Origin of the sequence: Methylobacterium sp. E-041 (genome assembly GCF_022829665.1) — a bacterium.
Classification (GTDB): Bacteria; Pseudomonadota; Alphaproteobacteria; order Rhizobiales; family Beijerinckiaceae; genus Methylobacterium.
Map to the genome: position 1 here is coordinate 1 of NZ_JAKSYQ010000059.1, position 774 is coordinate 774.

Below are 774 nucleotides of genomic sequence, written 5' to 3' on the forward strand. Positions count from 1 at the left end.
CCACAGCCTGACACGGCTGCGGTACGAACCCGACCCGACCCGTTCGTACGTCGCCGTCAGCCCGCCGCTGATGCCCGCGCCGGCCTCGTGCGGTCAGCACGCCATCTGGACGATGCGCGCGATCTGGAACGCGATCTTCTACGTGCTGCGGGGCGGCATCGCGTGGCGGATGGTCCCGAAGGACCTGCCTCCGCGCAGGACGACGTTCGGCTACTTCGCGCGCTGGCGCTACGAGGGCCTGTTCGGTCGGATCAACCATCACCTCGTCATGGCGGATCGCGAGCGGGTCGGTCGAAGCGCCTCGCCCACCGCTGCAGTGCTCGACAGCCAGAGCGTGAAGACCACCGAGAGCGGCGGACCACGCGGCTACGATGCCGGAAAGAAGATCAAGGGCCGCAAGCGGCAGGCCCTGGTCGACACGGACGGGCGTGCCCTCGTCCTCGACCCGCAGTCCGCCGACGTGCAGGATCGCGATGGGGCCGGACCGGTGCTGCGCCTGTCGCGGTGGACCTTCCCGTTCATCGCCAAAGCCTTCGCTGATGCAGGCTATGCGGGCGACAGGCCCGCGACCGCCACGATCATCACCGTCCACATCGTGCGCAAACCCAAGGATCAGGTCGGCTTTGCCGTGCACCCGCGCCGATGGGTGGTCGAACGCTTCTTCGGCTGGATCAGCCGCAACCGCCGCCTTTGGAAAGACCCGGAGGCGACCCTCGCCTCGGCCCAGGCCTTCCTCTACGCCGCCGTCATGATCCTTGTCCGAAGGCTCAGCCG

At 68.5% G+C, this 774-nt stretch carries 1 protein-coding gene; it reads left to right on the forward strand.

Translation table 11 applies throughout. The features are described from left to right. Positions 1-774 (forward strand): IS5 family transposase (locus MKK70_RS04260; protein ID WP_243945969.1); only part of this gene is annotated, 774 nt, incomplete at both ends.